An 18,617-nucleotide genomic window follows, 5' to 3' on the forward strand; every position below is an offset into this window, starting at 1 on the left:
ATTTGAAATTTCTAAAAATTTCGAGATTCTTGCGTAAACTCGAAAATAGGCTTAGGAACCTACTTGGGCAAAAATTGAAGGCGCATACCGGGATGAAAGAAGAAGTCGATATTTATCAGGACCTTAAGATGCGCCTCATCTCGAATGGATTCGAGCATGGAGCAAAGGTGCGGGCCGAAGAGTTACGTAAAGAGTATGGCTGTTCTGCGAGTGCAGTTCGCGAAGTCCTTTTTCGATTGTCCGCTGTAGGGTTGGTGGACTTTCAGGAACAAAAAGGATTCCGCGTGCCAATGCGTTCGCCGCAGAAGCTTATCGAATTGACACATGTCCGAGTTTTGTTGGAGGCCGAAGGTACCGCAATGTCGATCCGCAGTGGCGGGGTGGATTGGGAAGCAAGACTGACGGCCGCGCATCACAAACTCAGCCATATCGAAAAACGCATACACGCCACAGACGACCCGAGCGGCCTTATCGAGATATGGTTTGCATCGGAGAAGGAGTTTCACCAAACGCTTATTTCTGCCTGTGGATCGGAAACCTTAAAACAAATGCATAGCCGAGTTTACGCGCAATTCAGACAGCAATTGATGGTGGCAGACCGGAACTTTGGGTTCATTTCTCAGAACATAAGACACCATGCCGATATACTGGAGGCAGCATTGTCAGGGGATGAGCAGTTAACGCGAGTGAAAATTCACGATCATCTGAAACGCCACCTAACTGGAAAGACGATGGGCGACTAGCGCCGAAAATCGTCTTCCAAATACACCCGAATGATTTCGTCGAAGCTTGATTCCGCCTCGAACCCCAACTCCAGAGCGCGATCTGTTTGAAAGTCGCGCGGCCAATTTTTGACTATTCGTTCGATTGCCTCGTCGGGTTCTCGCCTGACAAGGCCAACTGCATCTTGACCGGCCACGGCGCGCAGCGCCTCGATTTGTTCGGCGACGGTGCAACTTACACCCGGCATGTTCACCGCGCGTCTGTCATTCAAAAGCTGCGTGTTCATTGTTGCCGCGTGGGTCAAAAAAGTAGCGGCGGCGCGGGGGCTGGCGTGCCAGTGGCGAACAGTTTCGGCAACAGGCAAGACAGCCTCAACCCCATTCAATGGCTCGCGGATTATACCTGAAAAGAAGGACGAAGCGGCAGCGTTGGCTTTGCCAGGGCGCACACACAAAGTGGGCAAGCGCAAGGAAATACCGTCGATATATCCTTTCCTGCTGAAATCCGTGATCATCAATTCAGAGGCCGCTTTCTGCGCTCCGTAACTGGTCAAAGGCGCCGAGAGGAACTCATCGCTTATCTTGTCGGGGAACGGTGCCCCGAAAACTGCTATGGACGAGGCAAAAACCAGACGAGGTGTGTACTCGCCTCCTGATGCCTCGTGTTCATCCTTGAGGGCGTTCAGCAATGCCCAGGTCGCCATAAGATTGACATCCCAGCCCAACGCAAAGTCTGTTTCAGCTTGGCCTGAAACGATGGCTGCAAGGTGGAATATGACGTCCGGGCGCTGAGCTGCAACAGACTTGGCGATGCCTGACGTGGTCAAGTTCCCCACAATTTGCTTACCTGGGGCACTGTCGAGCGGGAATGAGAGATCGAACAGTGAGATTTGGGCATCTGCGCCAAAAGTTTCTTGGGTCGAAATGCGATGGGCCAGTTTCTGGCCCAGCATTCCTCCACCGCCTATAGCAAGTACCCGCGTCACAGCATTCCATTCCGTTTTTTGAGTTCCAAATACAAAGCCGAATGATCCAGCTCGGCCCCATCCATTTCGTTTATCAGATATTCGAAACGGTCGCGCACGGATTGGGTGCTGGGTAGCTCGACCCCAAGGCTGCGCGCTTCTTCTAGCGTGTTGTTCAAATCCTTTAATTGAAACTTAGACAATCCTCCGGGGACAAAATTCCCATCAGACATGCGTTCGCCATGTTGTTGCAAGATAATGCTATCCGCAAAGCCCCCCTTCAGTGCGGCCCTCAACGCGGTGGGGTCAGCACCGCCTTGTTGAGCCAGTAGTGTCGCTTCGGCGACAGCCGATATTGTCACAGCGACAATTGTTTGATTGGCCAATTTGCACAATTGACCAGAACCACTTGGGCCAACATGCACAGGGCGGCCCATTGCTGTCAAAACCGGTCTCACGCGCTCCATAACGTCCTGATCGCCACCGACCATGATCGCGAGGGTGCCAGCTTCGGCACCCTTGGTGCCGCCGGAAACCGGGGCATCCAGATGCTGCACCCCCATCGAGGACAATTGCACGGATTGCTCTCTGGCGTGTTCGGGTTTGGCGCTGGACATATCAATCCAGATCATCCCCGGTTTGAGTTGTTCGCGGAAAGCCTCTTCAGAAAGTAGCGCGTCGGTCGCGTATCCATCCGAGAGCATGGTTATTATTACGTCTGTATCCGAGACCGCCAGCGGCGCAGTTTCCGCCAATGTCGCGCCTTCTGCTGCTAACGGTTTCGCCTTTTCCAAGCTGCGGTTCCATACAGTGAGCGGAAATGCGGCGCGCAAAATATTCCTCGCCATGGGAGCTCCCATCAGGCCGGTTCCCAACAGAGCCACTTTGAACTGCTTGCTCATCATCTACTGTCCTTCCGAAGGTGCGCCACGCATGGTTATGGCCAAACCAAAATCTCTGTCATACGCTAACGGCTCTGGGCCCACATTCCAGAAGTCGTTGCGAAACCGCCAAGGTTTCTTTGCTTCTCGGTTGACCTGTCGAACGAAACAACACTTGTTCAACCGCCACCTTATTAGTCGGAATATTTATATGTCAGAAAGGCTTAAGGGGAAGCGCAATCTAGCCACAGCCGTCTCAAAAGGGATCGAAATTGCAAGTGCGATTTCATCGGCAAGAAGGGGTGCGAAAGTCTATATGACGGATATAAACTCCGAAAAGCTAAATTCGATTCGCGGTCAGAATCTCGAAAATCACAAAATTTTCGAGATGTGTATGGCGAATGATTACAGTATCCGTCATGGGGTCACGCGATTGAAGCCAGATGTTTTGTTCAACGGCGACGGGTTCGTGCATCACGGAACTATTCTGGATGCGACGGATGGCGAATGGGATTTCGCCATGGACCTCAATCTGTGCTCAATGGTGCGAATGCCAAAGGCTGCCGTTGTTGGGATGACGAAATCGGTGGCCGTGGATTCTATAGCACAAGAAATCCGGTGCAATTGCATTCGCCCAGCGACGGTCGACAGTCCCAGCAGGTGTGACCACGTAGAACCCTTGGGCGAGCAGCAGGGCAGCAGAGAAGAAGCCTTTGCCCAATTTGTGGCACGTCAGCCTAAGGGACGTTTAGCGAAGCCAGAAGAGAGTGCTGCATCGATCGTCTACCCGGCGTGCGATAAGAGTGCACTCACCACAGGACACACACACTAAATTGACGGAGGTTGGTCAGCCCAATGACTAAAGTATCAAAGGACGATCTGCGATCTCGCAAGTGGTTTATGAATTCCGAGAACCTTGAGATGACTGCATTGTATCTGGAAAGATACCTGAACTACGGGTTGACCCGTGCGGAGCTGCAATCAGGCAAACCGATCATTGGCATTGCTCAGACTGGCAGTGATTTGAGCCCCTGTAATCGGCATCATATCGAGTTGTCCAAACGCGTTCGCGACGGAATCATCGCCGCCGGGGGAACGTGCATCGAAATACCGGTCCACCCGATACAAGAAACCGGTAAACGGCCAACGGCCTCACTTGATCGCAATCTGGCTTATCTCTCATTGGTGGAGAGTCTATTCGGGTATCCGATTGATGGCGTTGTTCTGAACATTGGTTGCGACAAGACCACGCCCGCACTTCTAATGGCCGCTGCGACTGTCAACATCCCGGCGATCGCCCTGTCGGTCGGCCCAATGCTCAACGGCTGGTGGAAAGGCGAGCGCGCCGGATCGGGAACAGTTATTTGGAAAGCGCGCGAAGACCTTGCGGCTGACGAAATCGACACCGACGAGTTCATGGAAATCGCAGCCGCCGCAGCACCTTCGGTGGGTTACTGCAATACGATGGGAACAGCAACGACCATGAATTCGCTTGCTGAAGCCTTGGGTATGCAGTTACCCGGATCAGCGGCCATACCAGCCCCGTATAGAGAGCGCGGTCAAATCAGTTATGAAACCGGTAAACGTATTGTGGACATGGTCTGGGAGGATCTACGCCCCAGCGATGTGATGACGCGTCAGGCTTTTGAGAATGCGATTGTTATAAACTCGGCGATTGGTGGATCGACGAACGCGCCAATCCACCTGAATGCAATCGCCCGGCATCTTGGTGTTCCATTGACCAACGATGATTGGCAGAAACTTGGCCACGACGTTCCTCTGTTGGTTAATATGCAGCCTGCAGGTGAATATCTGGGCGAAGACTACCAACAGGCCGGGGGTGTTCCCGCCGTTGTCGGAGAGCTTCTTGACGCTGGATTGTTGCCGCATCCCGATGCGATATCGGTGAACGGCAAGACGATGGGCAACAATTGCTCGGCGCGCCGATCTCAGAATAGCGAAGTAATAAAGCCTGTCGGTAGCCCGGTTAAGCAACAGGCGGGGTTCATCAATCTCTCGGGTAATCTGTTCGAAAGCGCGATTATGAAAACATCCGTGATCTCACCGGCATTTCGAGAGACCTACCTGTCGAACCCGGATGATCCTAACGCCTTTGAGGGCAGGGCGATTGTGTTTGATGGGCCTGAGGACTTTCACCATCGGATCGATGATCCCGCAGAAAACATCGACGCAAACTGTATTCTGATTATGCGCGGAGCAGGACCTAAAGGATACCCGGGTGCCGCAGAGGTCGTGAACATGCGTCCGCCCGCGTATTTGTTGAAACAAGGCATCGAAGCCCTTCCTTGCATCGGTGATGGACGGCAATCCGGTACATCAGGAAGCCCGTCTATCCTGAACGCCTCACCCGAAGCTGCAGAGGGTGGTGGGTTGGCCTTGGTGCGAAATGGCGACCGACTGCGTATCGATCTTGGCAAAGGCACAGCGGATATGCTGGTTTCGCTCGAAGAGCTGCATGAACGCGCCCGCGATCTGGAGGCAAAGGGTGGGTATGCAATGCCTCCCAACCAATCCCCGTGGCAGGAAATATTCCGCGAAAAAGTAGATCGTTTGGATCGCGGTATGACGCTCAAGGGCGCAGAAAACTACCGCGATATCGCGCGAGGCTTCATGCCACGCGACAATCACTAAAAGGAACAGAAATGAAACTTGTTCGTTACGGAGCCGAGGGCTCGGAAAAGCCGGCCCTGGTCGACTCTGAGGGTCAATTGCGGGATCTGTCCGCTCACGTGAATGATATCACGGGTGACGTGCTGAATGACGGAACGCTTGATAATTTGCGTTCATTGGATCCGAACAACCTGCCAATTGTGGAGGGTGATCCTCGTATCGCACCGTGTGTCGGTGACATTGGTAAGTTTCTCTGCATCGGTTTGAACTACTCGGACCATGCTGCAGAAACCGGCGCAGAAATTCCCGAGCATCCGATACTTTTTTTCAAGGCTAACTCAGCGGTCATTGGGGCATATGACGATGTTGTCATGCCGCGAGGATCTACACACACCGACTGGGAATGTGAACTGGGTGTCGTCATCGGTAAGACGGCCAAATACGTTTCCAAGGCCGACGCGCTCGAATATGTTGTGGGCTATTGCATCGTAAACGATGTGTCGGAAAGACATTTTCAAACTCAACTGACCGGTCAATGGACCAAAGGTAAGTCTTGCGACACATTCGGCCCTACTGGTCCGTGGCTAGTGACCCGGGATGAGGTGCCGGATCCTCAAAGCCTTGGGATGTCACTGGATGTAAACGGTCAGCGCATGCAAACCGGGAATACTGCTACGATGATCTTTTCCGTTGCCGAGATCATCGAGCATCTAAGTCATCTTTTCACACTGCACCCCGGTGACGTCATTTCAACTGGAACGCCGCCTGGTGTTGGAATGGGGATCAAACCGGAACCCATTTACCTGAAAAAAGGCGACGTCATGGAACTTCGCATCGATGGGCTTGGTGTTCAGCGGCAAGAGGTTGGCCAAGATGACTGACTTGTTGCAAATAGGAGGGATCACTGAACGGATGCGAGAGCGCCTGTCCGCAGCGTTCGACATTCATCAATTGGACGATTTCAACGCGGAAAGTGTTACGCATATCGTTACGAACGGGCACGATGGTGTTCCGCATGACTTGATGACATCACTCAGTAATCTGAAGATGATCAGTGTCTATGGGGTCGGTTACGACGCAGTCGACGCAAATGCCGCGGCTGAGCGTGGGATTGTTGTGACGCACACACCCAATGTGTTGAACAAAGAAGTCGCAACCACCGCCCTTCTGCTGTTTCTGTCATGTTATCGAGAGCTCATACGTGACGATGACTACGTTCGGTCTGGAGGGTGGGAAGTTGAAGGCAATGCCCCTTTGACGCGATCAGCCGACGATCAAAAAATTGGCATTCTTGGTCTTGGTCGCATTGGTCAGGCGATCGTTGATAAGTTGGAACCGTGGGCGCCCGAAATCTCTTATCACACCCGAAATCAAAAGGATGTCCCATACAGGTATTTCAACAATTTGGTTGAAATGGCAGAACATGTGGACGTCCTCATATGCATCACGCCCGGCGGTCCGTCGACCAATAAGCTGGTCAACGCTGAGGTGCTGCGCGCGTTGGGGGCAGGCGGCACTCTGATAAACGTCAGTCGAGGTTCGGTCGTCGACGAAACTGCCCTCATCAATGCATTGCAAAACGGTGAACTAGGGTGGGCGGGGCTCGATGTCTTCGAGGACGAGCCGCGAGTTCCAAAAGCATTGCGCGATCTGCCCAATGTCACCTTGCTCCCTCACGCTGGTAGCGCGACTATTGAGACGCGTGCAGCAATGGGTGACCTAACTGTCGACAATCTGCTGCAACACCTCAAGGACGGGTCGGTGATCACAGCTGTGCCGGAATGCAGAGATCTGTAAAAGGCCAATCTGAAAAGTGTTTGAGTTTGCTGTTGCGGTTTTCTTTCTGCTGATTACGCCTGGCCCAGGTGTTTTAACAACTGCGGGTATTGGATCAGCATTTGGTTTTCGAGCTGGACTCGCTTTTGTGGCCGGTTTGATGCTGGGCGGGTTCATCAACATGATGTTGGTTGTCTCCGGAGTCGCTGCGGTAGCTTTGGCTATTCCGGTGCTTAGAACTTTCCTGCTATTTGCCTCTGTCGGTTATTTAGGATTTCTCGCCTGGCGTATTGCAAGCGCTGGGTCAAAGGTCGGGTTTTCCCCTGCGGTCACGCCACTTGGGTTTGCGAACGGGCTGACACTTCAGTTCATTAATCCCAAGGCTTACGTGGTCGGCACAGCATTGTTTTCAGGGTTCGCCTTTTTGCCCGATGCGCCCGTTTGGGAGGTCGTCATAAAAATCATATTTTTCAATATGATTTGGGTGCCAGTGCACATGATCTGGCTGGGTGCCGGCGCAAAGCTGGGCAGCCTTGATTTAAGCGAGAGATCGCATCGAAGGATCAACTTTGCGATGGCGGCTTCATTGATGGTTGTTGTGGTGATCGCTTTGGCGTCAGCTCTTTGAACGAAATCTACGTCTGTCGTACTAAACAGACGATTGAACGCCACAAATCAAAGTGACGCCGTTATTCCACCATCGACATAGAGAGTATGCCCATTGACGAAACTGGAAGCGGGGGAGGCAAGGAATATGGCGGCACCGACAAGTTCTTCTACATTGCCCCAGCGACCGGCCGGGGTACGTTTCTCGAGCCATGCACTGAACTCTGGGTCGGCAACCAATGCGGCGTTCAAAGGTGTATCGAAGTACCCAGGCGCAATGGCGTTGCAGTTCAGACCATACTTGGCCCAATCAGTTGCCATTCCTTTTGTCAGGTTGGTCACGGCACCTTTTGTCGCCGTGTAAGGCGCAATGCCTGGTCGTGCCAATGCGGATTGAACCGACGCAATGTTAATGATCTTACCTGACTTTCTTTCAATCATGTGCCGTGCCACAGCCTGACCGACGTGAAAGACGGACGCGACATTTGTCTGTAGCAAGCGCTCGAACGCATCAGCGGGGAAATCCTGTAACTCCGTCCTATGTTGCATTCCGGCATTGTTTATCAGGATGTCTATGGGACCGACGTTCTCTTCAAAGTTGTCCACAGCAGATCGGACACCTTCGTGATCGGTTGCATCGAATGAAAGTTCACGTACCGAGGCGCCTGTTTCACTCAACTCTGATGCTGCGGCCGCTAGTTTCGCGGTGTCGCGCCCGTTCAAAACGACCTGCGCACCGGCGGCAGCCAAGCCACGAGCCAACGCAAATCCAATGCCTTGGCTAGAGCCCGTTACGAGTGCGCGTGTTCCCTTTAGGGTGAACATTTCAAGCGTCATGCAAAAATCCCTTGGTTGTCAGCACCGACTATCCGTATCTTTTGGCAATCTGTATAGGGAGTCCGTGCAATGTCTTCGGCCAGTGTTGCTGTTGTTATCCATGCCGCAAAAGATCTGAGGTTGGAAAACCGGGACGTTCACGATGTGGGGTCAGACGAAGTCTTGATTGCCATGCGCGCGGGTGGGATTTGCGGCTCTGACCTGCATTATTACAACCACGGTGGTTTCGGTGCGATCAAGTTGCGTCAACCGATGGTGCTAGGACATGAAGTCGCCGGGGAAATCGTGAAAGTTGGGTCAAGTGTGGAGGGGCTACACCTAGGTCAACTGGTTGCAGTTTCTCCATCTCGCCCTTGCCAAACCTGCATCTATTGTCTGAACGGGCAGCAAAACCACTGTCTTGATATGAAGTTCTATGGCAGCGCGATGCCGTTCCCGCATGTCCAAGGCGCTTTTCGAAGCAAACTCGTGGCGAAAGCCAGTCAATGCGTTCCAGCAGACGGGTTGAGCCCTGCGCAGGCCGCCATGGCCGAACCTCTGGCGGTGTGTTTGCACGCGATTAAACAAGCCGGGAGCCTCCTGGGTAAAACGGTACTCATCACGGGATGCGGTCCGATCGGCTGCCTCACGATCTTGGCGGCGCGTCGTTCTGGGGCGGCCAGAATAGTGGCGACGGATATCTCGGACCAGACCCTCGCTCTGGCGCGTGAATGCGGGGCAGACGATGTCATCAACACCTACGCCGATCCGCAAAAACTGGAGCAGTTTGAAAAGGACAAGGGCCAGGTTGATGTCCAACTGGAGTGTTCTGGTGCTCGATCGGCTCTGGCTTCTGGCGTCACATGCTTGCGACCAGGTGGAACATTGGTTCAGCTTGGTCTGGGCGGAGATATGACAGTTCCGATGCAGGCGTTGACTGCAAAAGAGATAGTGCTTCGCGGGTCTTTCCGTTTCCATTCCGAGTTCTCAGTCGCGATCGAGATGATGCGAAGCGGACTAATAAATGTCGACCAATTGGTGACGCATTCCTTCGAGGTCGGTGAGGCCGTCACTGCTTTCGAGGTTGCGTCTGATCGAAGCCAATCAATGAAGGTGCAGTTAACCTTTCCGGACAATGACAATGGATAGACGAACGCGTGATATTGCAAAGACTTATGAACGAGATGGTTTCGTAGCTCCGCTGGATATCCTGACAGCTTCTGAGGTCCAAACGCTGCGCGATGATTTTGAGAAAGCGGAGCGCATTCTTAGAGACGACCCAGAGAAACTCAAGCTTCTATATTCGTATCCGGACAGGCTGATACCATCATTCGATGCACTTCTTCGCCATCCGAAGCTGATTGAGGCTGCTTCAACGGTGTTAGGGCCGGACCTCATGGTTTGGAGCGGTGCACTTTTCGTAAAAGAAGCGCGATCATCGAAAATAGTCTCGTGGCACCAGGACTTGACCTATTGGGGATTGGATGATGCTGAAGAGGTTACCTGTTGGGTTGCGATTTCAGAAGCGTCTGAGCAAAGCGGGTGTATGAAGTTTATTCCTGGCAGCCACAAAAGCCGTATCGTGCCTCACGTGGACACCTTCAGTGAAAACAATCTGTTGTCACGTGGGCAGGAAATCGCAGTCGATGTGAACGAAAAAGATGCGGTCGCTGCCGAATTGCGTGCTGGGCAGGCGTCCATGCATCACGGGCATCTTTTCCACGCATCAGGGCCCAATAACACAGACGATAGACGCATCGGTGCGGCGTTGCGTTTCATAAAGCCCTCAATGAAACAGCAAAACGGCGTGAAAACTTTGGTTGTGCTAGTTGCAGGGCGAGATGATTTTGGGCATTTCTCAGTTGCGTCCTCCCCTCAGGGATTTTTGCATGAGGAGGATTTCGTTGTGTGTCAAAGGGATGCAGACCGCAAGAAACAAATACTCTTCGCCGGAGTGAAGTGACTCCCTTCACAAGCTCAGAACCATTGTTACATCGGCCCGGAAGCCGACCTAAATCGCGAAAACTAGTGGGTATTCAAAAGTTCTCGTCGCAGCTCAGCCTTTCTTCCATTGGGCGAAAAGTCGGAGAGGAAGTCTACGGCAAGCTCGAAATCAAGATACCAACTGCAAGGTTTCTGTTTAGTTTTTAGTTTGCGCTCGTTGCGCTCAGCGCCTCTTCCTTTGTTTTGACCTTTTCAGTTATTTCGCTCCAATATGAACCACTCTTTTTGTCAATGTGGTTTTCCAATACTTTGAAAGCATTTTGGAAATCACCCTGCTTCACCGATTTGACTAGTTCAATATGCTGCTTGTAGGATCTCGACATATGCTGAGGGTGGCGTCCTAGCCTGTTGCGCACGGCTGAAACCTTCAAAGCTATTGTCTGATAGGCGTCGTTGAGAAACCTATTGTTTGCGCAATCGAAAATACACTGGTGGAAGATAGTGTCCTGACGAAGATATTCCGCATCATTTCCGGAATCTCTTGCCAGATTCATTTCTTGAACACATTTCTCCAGTTCGGCGTAGAGCCTCGTGCTGTCGGTTTGCATAGCGTATTTTAACGCTGCGGTTTCTAGGCAAACGCGCGCATCGATTAGTTTGTCAAGTTCGTCAGGTTCAAGGTCAAATACGAATGATCCACGTTGGGGTTCGACGACCAATAGCCCTTCCATTTCAAGTCTGTTGATCGCTTCACGTACCGGAGTTCGACTAACTTCCAGTTCTTTGGCAAGTTTAGCTTCCGAAAGCTGTTCACCTAAATCGAACTCGCCGCTTACAATGCGTTCTTTCAGGTTTTCAGCCACTAACTCGGTTAATGATTTTGGGCGGTTGAATAGTGCCATTTCGTTTCCCCTGTCAGGACTGTATCAACCGAAACATTGGCATTCAATGAGTTAGGGTCGGTATCCAATGATTGTCGAGCGGTCTTGTCACAAGAACTTTGCTCAAGCGGGGGCAGGGCGGTTGTGTAGCTTTTGTCTATGACCAGACCTGCCTCTTTCAAGCACTTCAAGACCAGTCCCGAGGTCATTTTTTGGCGGTGGTTTTGTACTTTCGGTTCACATTGTGGCCTCGAAACGTGGAAGACCTACAGCACGAACACGGAATAGAGGTGAACTACGAAACGGTCCGATATTAGTGGAACAGGTTTGGCCCGATTTTTTTGCTGACACTCGAAGAAAGCGTGTTCAGCAATTTAGAGCATACTACAAATGGAAGTGGCACGTGGATGAGTTTTTTGTGAAGTGAATGGCAAGCGACACTATCTTTGGCGGGCTGTAGATCACAAAGGCGAAGTACCGGAAGCCGTTGTCATCAAACGCCGAAACAAAGCTAAAAAACTGAAAATAATCAAGAAATTAATAAGGCGATACGGTAGAGTGGTAACCATCGCCACAATCCGCTTCGCATCGTATTGGGTGGCTCTCTGAGAGCTTGGTACTACCAAAAAACGGCAAACGGGCAGGTCGCGCAACAACCGTGTTGAGAACTCGTACCTGCCGTTTCGACGTCGCAAACGCGCGATGTATCGTTTCAGGCGCATGCGAAGTTTACAAAAATTCGCCTCCGTCCATTCCTCCGTTTGCAACCACTTTGACCAGGAAGGTTTGCTGACCAGCCGAGAGACCTTCGATCTGACCTGCGCAGCCGCTCTTACCGAGTGGCGTCAGCTTTGTTCAGGGTAGGTTCACGGTTTCCGGGGCAAATTGAGAATGGTTCGAATTCGTCTGACAGTACCGTGGAAACCTGTGAAAAGCCGTAGATCGAAAGAAGAGTGCTTCCCGCCTAAAGTTTGCGAATGCCGTGGACCGTCAGTGTGCTGACCAGATCAGCGTAGTCTTCACGTGCCTTGGTTCCGGCTCCCGTGTTCCACATGTAATACCAGTTCAGCATGCCGAAGACTGACATTGTGGCCCCGCGCAATTTGGCCTTGTCATCACCAAATGTCTCTGGAGACAGCTCCCGCAGGATATTGTTGATGAAGCTGACCATATCGCGCTGGTATTCGCGCAGTTTCTTTTGCTGCTCGTCAGCGAGGGCGTTCATACCGCTGATCTGAACCCGGTGCTCGTCATCAGCACCTTGATAGGCGAACAAGATTTCGCGGACTGCCTTTCGAAGTTTCTCTTCAGGCTCAAGCCCTTCGAAATCAACGTTGCAAATGCGGTCACGTAAATCCCGAAGATAGGTCTCAAGGATGTCATACAAGATGGCATCCTTACTGTCGTAATAATGGTATATGTTCGCCTTGGATATCCCGCACTCTTTTGCCAACAAAGTCATCGATGCGCGGTCGAACCCCTGATCCGCAAAGATTTTCGCAGCTCTTTTGAGAATCTGTTCCCGCTTCTGGTCGTGGTCTTTGGCGATTGTCCGGGCCACGGCTTATTCCTTATCGCGGTTGTCGATGACGCGCTTCGCCTTGCCCTGAGAGCGTTCGACGTCGCCTGGATCACCTACAACAATTTCCGTTGAAACGCCAACAACGTCCTTGATGCGCTTAGTCAGCATTCGGGCTGCGGCAGTCTTTGACATCTCGTCGGTTGAGTCTGCTGACGCTTCGACAAACACCCGCATCGCGTCCATTCGGCCGGACTTGTAAAGTTCGATCTGATAGTAGGGGGCCAGACCGCCCGTCGCCATGACCTGCTCTTCGATCTGGCTGGGGAAAACATTCACGCCCCTCAGGATCATCATGTCGTCGCTGCGGCCGGTAATCTTTGCCATCCGGCGCATCGAGCGCGCCGTTCCAGGCAACAGACAGGTCAGATCGCGCGTTCGGTAGCGGATCATTGGCAAACCTTCTTTGGTCAAAGTGGTGAACACCAACTCGCCGGTTTCGCCGTCGGGCAGTACTTCGCCTGTGGCCGGGTCAATGATCTCTGGTAGGAAGTGATCCTCCCAGATCACGGGACCATCTTTTGTTTCGACGCACTCGCTCGCGACGCCGGGACCCATGATTTCAGACAGGCCGTAGATATCAACCGCGTGCATGTCGAATGCGGATTCAACCTCCGTTCGCATTGCGTCTGTCCAGGGCTCTGCTCCGAAAATGCCGACCTTGAGAGAGCTTTTTCTGGGGTCGAGCCCGGATTTGTGGAACTGTTCAAGGATGTTGAGCATGTATGACGGCGTCACCATGATCCCGTCGGGCTGAAAATCATTTATCAAGCCAACCTGTTTCTCGGTCTGTCCGCCGCTCATGGGGACAACGGTCGCACCCAAACGTTCGATCCCGTAGTGGGCGCCCAGACCACCAGTAAACAGGCCATAGCCATAGGCGTTGTGGACCAAATCGCCCTTACGCAAACCTGCCGCCCGCAACGAACGCGCACCCAAATCTGCCCAATTATCGATATCAGCTTTGGTATAGCCCACCACAGTTGGTTTACCGGTGGTCCCGGAAGACGCGTGCAGTCGAATAATCTCACTGCGTGGGACCGCGAAAAGGCCGAAAGGGTAGTTGTCGCGCAGATCGTTTTTATACGTAAACGGGAACTTCGAAATATCCGAAAGCTGTTGCAAATCATCCGGATGGACACCCGCCTCATCAAAGCGCTGCTTGTACATCGCCACGTTTTCGTAGGCATGTCGGACCGACCATTTGAGGCGTTCAAGCTGTGTCGCACGGATTTCGTCGATCGATGCGATTTCGATCGGGTCCAATTCAGCTTTGTTGGGGGACAGGGCGTCCATTGCGTTGCTCCTCCGGCGTATTTCTATTCGACAAAATTCTGACCACCAACCGCGCGGGACATGCCCCGGAATTCGGCGACAGTCATGCCATCTTGATTTGTGATGCGTACGTCATAGACGCCGCTACGTCCTGCGACAGCGGTTTCTGTCGCGGTTGCGGTCAGGCGGTCTCCCAGGCGGCCCGGTGCGAGATAGCTCATCATTGTATGTTGGCCGACGGTCGCCACATTGCGACTGTTGCAGGCAAAGGCAAACGCGCTGTCTGCCAGGGCATGGGTGACGCCGCCGTGGCATATGCCATGGCCGTTGCAGTGATGAGTTGCGACGGTCAGTGCCAGAACGGCGCGGCCTTCGTCGACGTTAACGAGTTCCATGCCGAACCATTTGCTGGCCTCATCATTGGCCCACATAGCAGCGGCAGATTTAGCGGCGCGTTCTTGCGGGGTCATCGTCATTTGCCCTGAAAAGTTGGTACGCGTTTTTCGAGGAAGCTGGACACGCCTTCGGCATAGTCCGCGCTTTCCCCACAGATTTTCATAGCGTCCGCTTCGATTTCAAGATGATCAGAAAGGGTGGTGGTTGCCGCGGCCTGAATGCACTGCTTGGTTTTGCCCAGCCCAAAGGTCGGACCGTTGGCAAATTGGTTTGCCAATGCGCGGGCTTCGGTCATCAATTGCTCGTCGGGTACGGCTTTCCAGATCAGGCCCCAGTCTTCTGCTTGTTTTGCTGGTAAAGGTTGTGCCGTAAACGCCAATCCTTTGGCTCTGGCCTCTCCCAACAGGCGGGGCAGGTGCCAACTGCCACCAGTATCAGGAATCAGACCGACCTTGGCGAAACTCTGAATGAACTTGGCGCTTTCACCAGCCAAAACCATGTCGCAGGCTAGTGCCAGATTTGCCCCGGCTCCGGCAGCAACACCGTTCACAGCACAAATAACCGGGAAGTTCAGCGACCGGATCAATCGCACCAAAGGCGCATAGTAGGTCCGCACGGTTTTGCTCAGATCAGGCGGGCTGTCCATTTTCGATGGATCGCGGTCTCCAAGATCCTGTCCGGCGCAAAATCCGCGACCTGCACCGGTCAAAAGGACGGCGCGCGCGCCGTTGTCTCGGGCGGATTTCAGCGCGTCTTGCAGCGCGTAATGCATCTCATCATTGAATGAGTTCAGTTTGTCGGGACGATTCAGTGTAATCTCAACCCAGGTCCCGTGATCTTCTACAAGAATCGTATCGCTCATGACCGCTCTGCCAGATGTCGTTTCATTTTTATCATTGCATTAACCGAACGGTTGGTCAATATATAAACAGGACTCGAATCCAGAGCGCTTGAAGGGCACACCCATGTCTCAGACGTCACTTGTGAATGTTGAACTCAAAGGCGATGTCGCCTGGGTCACCATTGACAACCCGCCAGTCAATGCGACCTCGCAAGCGGTCCGGCAGGGGCTTGCAGATGCTGTGGATGCGGTCAAAGGCGCGCGGGTGGCCGTGTTGCGATGCACTGGCCGGACGTTCGTCGCGGGCGGGGACATGTCCGAATTCGACAAGCCGCCGGTCGAGCCGCATTTGCCCGATGTCGTCCAAATGATCGAAGACAGCGATGTCCCTTTCGTCGCCTGTATGCACGGGAATGTTCTGGGTGGCGGGTTCGAAATTGCGATGGCCTGCGCATGGCGCATAGCAGCGGCGGGCACGGGATTTGGTCTGCCAGAGGTCAATGTTGGATTGATCCCGGGCGCGGGCGGCACGCAACGTCTGCCACGCCTTGTAGGGATGGAAGCGGCAATCGACCTGGCCTGTAATGGCAAAATGCTGAAAGCCGAGGAGATGCTGCAGCTTGTTGCCGTCGATCTGGTGGCTGACGATCTTGAAAAGGCGGTCGAGAGTTTTGTGGCCGATCTGCCGGACCGTCCTGTGCCGGTCAGCCAACGTATTGTTGCTGATTTTGCGCCTGATCTGATCGAGACCTCTCGGGCATCGCTGAAAAAGCGCGCCAAGGGGCAGCAGTCGCCGTTGGAGAACCTGACCGCGCTAACCTGGTCCCAAATGCCGTTTTCCGAAGCTCAGCCGATGGAGCGGACGCGCCATCTGGCGCTTCGCCAAACTGCGGAAAGCCGCGCGCTGCGTCATGCGTTCTTTGCAGAACGCAGTGTCTCCAAGCCCTCTCTGATCAAGGATGTCCAGCCGCGCGATATCAGCCGTATTGCTGTGGTGGGCGGCGGCTTGATGGGGTGCGGAATTGCAACCGCCGCTCTGACGGCTGGCCTGTCTGTCAAGTTGATCGAGCGCGACTCCGAGGCCGCATTGGCAGCCCATGATCGGGTTGAAGACCTGTTGAAGGGCGCGGTCAAACGCGGAAAGATGACCGAGGCTAAATACCTGAATTGCCTGTCCCGATTTCGCGCCGTTGACAGCTATGCCGAAGCAGTTGACGCGGAGTTAGCCATCGAAGCCGTGTTCGAGGACCTATCGGTCAAACAGCAGGTCTTTGCCGAATTGGCCAAGAACATGGACGTCGACGCAATTCTTGCCACCAATACATCTTATCTGGACCCTGCTGAAATCTTCTCGGGCATCGAAAACCAGACACGGTGCATCGGGCTGCATTTCTTCAGCCCGGCCCATGTCATGAAACTGCTTGAGATCGTGCACACCCCCCAAACCGCCCCAGAGGTGGTGGCCACAGGGTTTGCTCTGGGCAAGAAGCTGCGCAAGGTCTCGGTACTGTCCGGCGTTTGCGACGGGTTCATTGGCAACCGCATGCTGGGCGCTTATCGGCGCGCGGCGGATTATCTGCTGGCAGACGGGGCGCTGCCCCATGAAATTGACCAGGCGATGCGGGATTTCGGTATGCCGATGGGGCCCTACGAGCTGCAGGATCTGACCGGGTTGCAGATCGCCTGGGCAAACCGAAAACGCAACGCTGCCACGCGCGACCCGAACGAACGCTATGTCATCATTGCCGACCAGCTATGTGAGATGGAGCGGTTTGGGCAGCGATCCGGCAAGGGCTGGTACCGGTACGAAGACGGAAATCGCAAACCGATCCGCGACCCCGAGGTTGAGGCTTTGATCGAAGGGTATTCCGCTGCGCAGGGCATTACCCGCCGGACCTTTACGGCCGAGGAAATATCGTCTCGCCTTCTGGCCGTCATGGCAAATGAGGGCGCTTTGATCATCCAAGAAGGGATCGCCGAAAACGCGGAATCCGTCGATATGGTTCAGATCCATGGCTATGGCTTTCCGCGTTGGCGCGGGGGGCCGATGACCTATCGCAAGGAAATTGGGAGTGACGTGTCCCAGTCGGTTATGCTGACCGTGGCCGAGGAAAGTCCGGCGTCTTGGGTCATCGCGGCCCAAACGAAGGCGCCTTAAAAGTGTTGATGGTTACAAAAGCAACCATTAACGCATTCAAAATGCATGTTTCACAGGGAGGAGACAGAACATGAAACTCAGCAACTTGAGCACCTTGCTGGCTTCGGCGGCACTTGCCATTTCGGGTACCGTTGCGATGGCGGCAGACTATACGCTGACCATTTCCAGCTGGGCACCGCCGACCCATGGCATCAACGCCAAGATGTGGCCGAAATTCGTCGAGATGGTTGAAGAAGCCACCGATGGCCAAGTCACCGCTGAACTGAAACTTGGCATCGCACCTCCACCGGCTCAGATGGACCTGATCATGGATGGGGCGGCGGATGCCTCGATCATTTTCCACGGCTACCAGCCGGGCCGCTTTGTCACCACCAAGATGATCGAACTGCCCGGATACGAGGGCTCGGCCGAGGCCGCATCGGTGGCCTATTGGCGCGCCTATGACAAGCACCTGAAGGCGGCCGACGAACATCGCGGCGTCAAGGTGATAGCGCTGCATACGCATGGACCGGCCCAACTGCATTCCAGCAGCCCTGTTACCGCGCTGGACGAGGTATCAGGCCTCAAGGTTCGCATCCCTGGCGGTGTTGGTGGCGATGTCGGTACAGCGCTAGGTGCAACCGGTATCCAGGTGCCTGCTCCGAAAGTGTACGAAACGCTGGCCTCGAAAGCAGCCGATGGTGTCGTGATGCCATTTGAATCCCGCAAGGGCTTCAAGCTGACCGAAGTGGCGCAGAACGTGTACGAAGTTCCGGGCGGTCTGTATCGCGGTTCTTTCGCCTTCATCATGAACGAAGACACATTTGCCGATCTGCCTGCCGAGCTGCAGCAAGCGTTGGAAGAGCAGGTGTTTGGCGAACCGCTGAGCCGCGAAATCGGTAAAATATGGGACGAAATTGATGCCATCGGGCGCGAAGCTACCGAAGGCACAGACGGCAACGCGATCAACACCGCATCTGCAGAAGACCTGGAAAAGTTCAACGCAATTGCTGTCGATGTCCGCGCCAAGGTCATTGACGAGGTTAACGGCGCCGGGGTCGATGCTCAGGCCGCGTATGACATGATCGTCAGTGAAATGGCCGCGCAATAACGCGAGCTGGTTGGCGGTCTCGCACCGCCAGCCGTTTCGACCGGGCGGGAATTCCT

18 protein-coding genes and 1 pseudogene are annotated in these 18,617 nt (G+C 53.8%); 11 read left to right on the forward strand and 8 right to left on the reverse strand.

Annotation, left to right across the window (positions count from 1 at the left end):
* Positions 1–92 precede the first annotated feature (92 nt).
* Positions 93–743 (forward strand): GntR family transcriptional regulator, encoded by a 651-nt coding sequence (locus tag ACR0AI_RS00270; RefSeq protein WP_170551840.1) that lies wholly within the window; start codon positions 93–95, stop codon positions 741–743.
* Here ACR0AI_RS00270 and denD read toward each other — a convergent pair.
* Positions 740–1,675 (reverse strand): D-erythronate dehydrogenase, encoded by a 936-nt coding sequence (denD, locus tag ACR0AI_RS00275; protein ID WP_480671545.1) that lies wholly within the window; start codon positions 1,673–1,675, stop codon positions 740–742. The genes ACR0AI_RS00270 and denD overlap by 4 nt on opposite strands.
* A gap of 29 nt (positions 1,676–1,704) precedes the next feature.
* Positions 1,705–2,592: an NAD(P)-dependent oxidoreductase gene (locus ACR0AI_RS00280; protein WP_480701227.1), complete on the reverse strand. Its 888-nt coding sequence runs from the start codon at positions 2,590–2,592 to the stop codon at positions 1,705–1,707.
* Positions 2,593–2,620: 28 nt separating this feature from the next.
* On the opposite strand from ACR0AI_RS00280, the gene ACR0AI_RS00285 reads away from it, so the two are divergent.
* Genes ACR0AI_RS00285 through ACR0AI_RS00305 form a run of 5 tightly spaced genes read left to right on the forward strand, consistent with a single transcriptional unit; the run spans position 2,621 to position 7,603 of the window.
* Positions 2,621–3,400, forward strand: a complete 780-nt coding sequence (locus tag ACR0AI_RS00285) for an SDR family oxidoreductase (RefSeq protein ID WP_480671541.1) — start codon at positions 2,621–2,623, stop codon at positions 3,398–3,400.
* A 23-nt stretch (positions 3,401–3,423) separates the two neighbouring features.
* Positions 3,424–5,220: an IlvD/Edd family dehydratase gene (locus ACR0AI_RS00290; protein WP_480671539.1), complete on the forward strand. Its 1,797-nt coding sequence runs from the start codon at positions 3,424–3,426 to the stop codon at positions 5,218–5,220.
* Positions 5,221–5,231: 11 nt separating this feature from the next.
* Positions 5,232–6,080, forward strand: a complete 849-nt coding sequence (locus ACR0AI_RS00295) for a fumarylacetoacetate hydrolase family protein (protein ID WP_480671537.1) — start codon at positions 5,232–5,234, stop codon at positions 6,078–6,080.
* Positions 6,073–6,996 carry a 2-hydroxyacid dehydrogenase gene (locus tag ACR0AI_RS00300; RefSeq protein ID WP_480671535.1) on the forward strand — a complete coding sequence of 308 codons (924 nt, stop codon included), beginning with the start codon at positions 6,073–6,075 and terminating at the stop codon, positions 6,994–6,996. Before ACR0AI_RS00295 ends, ACR0AI_RS00300 begins: the two co-directional genes overlap by 8 nt.
* A gap of 16 nt (positions 6,997–7,012) precedes the next feature.
* Positions 7,013–7,603 carry a LysE family translocator gene (locus ACR0AI_RS00305; RefSeq protein WP_480671533.1) on the forward strand — a complete coding sequence of 197 codons (591 nt, stop codon included), beginning with the start codon at positions 7,013–7,015 and terminating at the stop codon, positions 7,601–7,603.
* A 47-nt stretch (positions 7,604–7,650) separates the two neighbouring features.
* On the opposite strand, the gene ACR0AI_RS00310 is transcribed toward ACR0AI_RS00305, so the two are convergent.
* Positions 7,651–8,418, reverse strand: coding sequence for an SDR family oxidoreductase (locus tag ACR0AI_RS00310; protein WP_480671531.1), 768 nt, complete (start codon positions 8,416–8,418; stop codon positions 7,651–7,653).
* Positions 8,419–8,487: 69 nt separating this feature from the next.
* On the opposite strand from ACR0AI_RS00310, the gene ACR0AI_RS00315 reads away from it, so the two are divergent.
* Together ACR0AI_RS00315 and ACR0AI_RS00320 are read left to right on the forward strand one after the other, a co-directional pair.
* Positions 8,488–9,546, forward strand: a complete 1,059-nt coding sequence (locus ACR0AI_RS00315) for an L-idonate 5-dehydrogenase (protein WP_480671529.1) — start codon at positions 8,488–8,490, stop codon at positions 9,544–9,546.
* A complete protein-coding gene (locus ACR0AI_RS00320) occupies positions 9,539–10,360 on the forward strand; it encodes a phytanoyl-CoA dioxygenase family protein (RefSeq protein WP_480671527.1) in 822 nt (273 codons plus the stop codon). The genes ACR0AI_RS00315 and ACR0AI_RS00320 overlap by 8 nt, the downstream gene beginning before the upstream one ends.
* A gap of 184 nt (positions 10,361–10,544) precedes the next feature.
* On the opposite strand, the gene ACR0AI_RS00325 is transcribed toward ACR0AI_RS00320, so the two are convergent.
* Entirely contained in the window at positions 10,545–11,243 is a 699-nt protein-coding gene (locus ACR0AI_RS00325; protein ID WP_480671525.1) for a GntR family transcriptional regulator, read from the reverse strand.
* A 138-nt stretch (positions 11,244–11,381) separates the two neighbouring features.
* Here ACR0AI_RS00325 and ACR0AI_RS00330 point away from each other — a divergent pair.
* Positions 11,382–12,086 (forward strand): annotated as a pseudogene (locus tag ACR0AI_RS00330) (IS6 family transposase).
* A gap of 100 nt (positions 12,087–12,186) precedes the next feature.
* Here the strand turns inward: ACR0AI_RS00330 and ACR0AI_RS00335 are convergent.
* From ACR0AI_RS00335 to paaG, 4 genes are read right to left on the reverse strand one after another with little or no spacing between them, the layout of a single operon-like run.
* Complete coding sequence (locus tag ACR0AI_RS00335; protein WP_480671523.1) at positions 12,187–12,783, reverse strand: TetR/AcrR family transcriptional regulator; 597 nt, start codon at positions 12,781–12,783, stop codon at positions 12,187–12,189.
* A gap of 3 nt (positions 12,784–12,786) precedes the next feature.
* Positions 12,787–14,097: a phenylacetate--CoA ligase PaaK gene (gene paaK / locus ACR0AI_RS00340; RefSeq protein ID WP_170375277.1), complete on the reverse strand. Its 1,311-nt coding sequence runs from the start codon at positions 14,095–14,097 to the stop codon at positions 12,787–12,789.
* A 23-nt stretch (positions 14,098–14,120) separates the two neighbouring features.
* Positions 14,121–14,546, reverse strand: coding sequence for a hydroxyphenylacetyl-CoA thioesterase PaaI (gene paaI, locus ACR0AI_RS00345; RefSeq protein WP_480671521.1), 426 nt, complete (start codon positions 14,544–14,546; stop codon positions 14,121–14,123).
* Positions 14,547–14,548: 2 nt separating this feature from the next.
* Complete coding sequence (gene paaG / locus ACR0AI_RS00350; RefSeq protein ID WP_480671519.1) at positions 14,549–15,334, reverse strand: 2-(1,2-epoxy-1,2-dihydrophenyl)acetyl-CoA isomerase PaaG; 786 nt, start codon at positions 15,332–15,334, stop codon at positions 14,549–14,551.
* A gap of 103 nt (positions 15,335–15,437) precedes the next feature.
* Between paaG and ACR0AI_RS00355 the strand changes: the two genes are divergently transcribed.
* Together ACR0AI_RS00355 and ACR0AI_RS00360 are read left to right on the forward strand one after the other, a co-directional pair.
* Complete coding sequence (locus ACR0AI_RS00355; RefSeq protein ID WP_480671517.1) at positions 15,438–17,471, forward strand: FAD-dependent oxidoreductase; 2,034 nt, start codon at positions 15,438–15,440, stop codon at positions 17,469–17,471.
* A gap of 70 nt (positions 17,472–17,541) precedes the next feature.
* Positions 17,542–18,561, forward strand: coding sequence for a TRAP transporter substrate-binding protein (locus ACR0AI_RS00360; protein ID WP_480671515.1), 1,020 nt, complete (start codon positions 17,542–17,544; stop codon positions 18,559–18,561).
* Positions 18,562–18,617: the final 56 nt, after the last annotated feature.

This window comes from Ruegeria sp. BG3 (genome assembly GCF_056538485.1).

Bases quoted from the DNA above. Each gene is read 5' to 3' on its own strand.
- ACR0AI_RS00270 (WP_170551840.1), top strand. From the start codon at position 93: ATGAAAGAAGAAGTCGATATTTATCAGGACCTTAAGATGCGCCTCATC.
- denD (WP_480671545.1), bottom strand. From the start codon at position 1,675: ATGCTGGGCCAGAAACTGGCCCATCGCATTTCGACCCAAGAAACTTTT.
- ACR0AI_RS00280 (WP_480701227.1), bottom strand. From the start codon at position 2,592: ATGATGAGCAAGCAGTTCAAAGTGGCTCTGTTGGGAACCGGCCTGATG.
- ACR0AI_RS00285 (WP_480671541.1), top strand. From the start codon at position 2,621: ATGGTTATGGCCAAACCAAAATCTCTGTCATACGCTAACGGCTCTGGG.
- ACR0AI_RS00290 (WP_480671539.1), top strand. From the start codon at position 3,424: ATGACTAAAGTATCAAAGGACGATCTGCGATCTCGCAAGTGGTTTATG.
- ACR0AI_RS00295 (WP_480671537.1), top strand. From the start codon at position 5,232: ATGAAACTTGTTCGTTACGGAGCCGAGGGCTCGGAAAAGCCGGCCCTG.
- ACR0AI_RS00300 (WP_480671535.1), top strand. From the start codon at position 6,073: ATGACTGACTTGTTGCAAATAGGAGGGATCACTGAACGGATGCGAGAG.
- ACR0AI_RS00310 (WP_480671531.1), bottom strand. From the start codon at position 8,418: ATGACGCTTGAAATGTTCACCCTAAAGGGAACACGCGCACTCGTAACG.
- ACR0AI_RS00315 (WP_480671529.1), top strand. From the start codon at position 8,488: ATGTCTTCGGCCAGTGTTGCTGTTGTTATCCATGCCGCAAAAGATCTG.
- ACR0AI_RS00320 (WP_480671527.1), top strand. From the start codon at position 9,539: ATGGATAGACGAACGCGTGATATTGCAAAGACTTATGAACGAGATGGT.
- ACR0AI_RS00325 (WP_480671525.1), bottom strand. From the start codon at position 11,243: ATGGCACTATTCAACCGCCCAAAATCATTAACCGAGTTAGTGGCTGAA.
- paaK (WP_170375277.1), bottom strand. From the start codon at position 14,097: ATGGACGCCCTGTCCCCCAACAAAGCTGAATTGGACCCGATCGAAATC.
- paaI (WP_480671521.1), bottom strand. From the start codon at position 14,546: ATGACCCCGCAAGAACGCGCCGCTAAATCTGCCGCTGCTATGTGGGCC.
- paaG (WP_480671519.1), bottom strand. From the start codon at position 15,334: ATGAGCGATACGATTCTTGTAGAAGATCACGGGACCTGGGTTGAGATT.
- ACR0AI_RS00355 (WP_480671517.1), top strand. From the start codon at position 15,438: ATGTCTCAGACGTCACTTGTGAATGTTGAACTCAAAGGCGATGTCGCC.
- ACR0AI_RS00360 (WP_480671515.1), top strand. From the start codon at position 17,542: ATGAAACTCAGCAACTTGAGCACCTTGCTGGCTTCGGCGGCACTTGCC.